Raw genomic sequence first — 2,122 nt, 5'->3', positions numbered from 1 at the left:
CTTTCAGCCCTGCCAAGAGCCCGACTTTCCACCATTTCTTGTAGGTCGCCCTGATAGTCCGGGCATCGAAGCCAAGATCGCTGCAAACCAGATCCAGATAGGGAATGTCTGTGCTTTCACCTCTGTTTTTAAAGACCCGGCGGTATAGCAGATGCTCCTTGCCTCGCCCCGGCCTTGGTCAAGGCTTTCACGCAGTTGGTATTGCCCATCCTGGTTGCGATGGAGAGTGGAGTGGTGCCATCCGTTAGGGCGGCGTTGAGATCCGCCCCGGCCTTGATGAGGACTTTCACGCAGTCGGTACTGCCGTTCTCAGCAGCGACGTGCAGCGGGGTGGCGCCATTCGGCAAGACGGTGTTGAGATCCGCCTTTGCTTCGATCAGGATTTTCACGCAGTCGGTGTTATTTTTCCGGGCAGCGATGAACAGCGGTGTGGCGCCACCCCTCATCTGCACGTTGAGATCTGCCCCAACATTGATCAGGAGTTTCACGCAGTCGGTGCTATTTTTTAGGGCAGCGATGCACAGTGCGGTACTGCCATCCTCAGTCCGGGCGTTGATATCTGCCTTGGTTTCGATCAGGAGTTTCAGGCAGTCGATTTTATTTTCCTGGGCAGCGATGAACAGCGCGGTAGCGCCACTCTCACTCCGGGCGTTGATATTCGCCCCGGCGTTGATCAAGCGTACGGCGATATCTGTGTGCCCCATACAAGCTGCCAACATCAAGGCATTGGAATCATCATCCATAATGACAATAAAGGCATTGACATTGACTCCATCTGCCAGTGAATTCTCCACCTGACTCAAATCCCCCTCAAGACAGGCACGATAAAACGCTTCGTCGGGAAAAAATGTATCCGGGTGAGACTCTCCGGTGTTCTCATTCAGCATAGGCATCGGGTCTTGCCGGCACATTGTACACCGGCGAGAGCCGATAGGCTGATCAACAAAGCACTTCGAAATACAGTCCAGATCGAAGTGTTTGCCACAACATTGGCTTTTGACGACCACAAGTGCTTCATCACGGCCATGGAAGTGAACCAGACAAATAGGACAGGGATCGGACTCCAGCGGTATGTCACTGTCCATGGGGACAGCGGGCCGACTGCTATCGGATGATGGTCGGAATTGACAAACGCCATGACAGGGAGAGACGAAACAATCCAAACCCAAAGTGTGCAGATGTTGCTGTGAGCCTCCGTTACCACCGGCAGAGGCAGAATCAGAATTAAGGAAGTTGTTGAAAGAGCCTGTTGGGCCGATGGTGGTTTCCTGAGCTTGCTGTCCCGATGACGCTGATGGCGGGTGTTGTGGCTGGTCATTGCCAGAGCCAGGCATGGTAATGATGGCCGTCAACGGTTGAGCCTGACAGACGACGGATAGTGTTATTAGCAATGTTATTGGCAACATCAGGGCTGCAAAGAGTGAGTGTTTAATAATTCTATCCCTGCATTCTGGTGAACAGGGAGGAAGGATAGATCAAGAAAATAACTCAAGTGACACAGTGAATAGTTCTCTCTACTGCCCCAGAGAAGCTTTCAGCCTTACCTCTGTTACCTACCTTGCCCCGGCCTCAGTCAGGAGTTTCATGATGTCGGTGTTGCCCTTCCGGGTTGCGATGGACAGCGGGGTAGTGCCAAGTTCGGTCCGGCTGTTGAGATCTGCCCCGGCGTTAATCAGGAGTTTTACGATGTTGGTATTACCCTTCAGGGCTGCCATGAACACTGGGGTGGCACCATTCTCAAACCGGGCATTGAGATCCGCCCCATTGTCGATCAGGAGTTTCACGCAGTCGGTGTTATTTTCTTGCACAGCCACGAAGAGTGGGCTGGCGCCATCCGAAGCCCTGGCGTTGAGATCTGCCTTGGCGTTGATCAGTAATTTCAAACAGTCGGTATTGCCCTTATGGGCAGCCAAAAACAACGCGGTGGTGCCACTGTTAGTCTGGGCGTTGAGATCCGCCTCATTATTGATCAGGAGTTTCACGCAGTCGGTATTGCCTTTCTGGGCAGCGGCCATCAGTGCGGTGGCGCCAATCACAGTTCGTGCGTTGATATTTGCTCTGCCTTCGATCAGGGCGACCTACAAGAAATGGTGGAAAGTCGGGCTCTTGGCAGGGCTGAAAG

At 53.3% G+C, this 2,122-nt stretch carries 2 protein-coding genes; both read right to left on the bottom strand.

What is annotated here, in order from left to right:
- Positions 1–128 precede the first annotated feature (128 nt).
- Complete coding sequence (locus KDK18_RS06465) at positions 129–1,406, bottom strand: ankyrin repeat domain-containing protein (RefSeq protein WP_257254051.1); 1,278 nt, start codon at positions 1,404–1,406, stop codon at positions 129–131.
- A 147-nt stretch (positions 1,407–1,553) separates the two neighbouring features.
- Positions 1,554–2,069, bottom strand: coding sequence for an ankyrin repeat domain-containing protein (locus tag KDK18_RS06460; protein ID WP_257254052.1), 516 nt, complete (start codon positions 2,067–2,069; stop codon positions 1,554–1,556).
- Positions 2,070–2,122 lie beyond the last annotated feature (53 nt).

The sequence above is a fragment of the Endozoicomonas sp. SESOKO3 genome (genome assembly GCF_024606255.1).
Note: the sequence above shows the minus strand (reverse complement) of the source record. Positions and strands in the feature narration are given on the sequence as shown.

Coding starts and splice junctions, on each gene's coding strand:
- KDK18_RS06465 (WP_257254051.1), bottom strand. CDS start 1,406: ATGTTGCCAATAACATTGCTAATAACACTATCCGTCGTCTGTCAGGCT.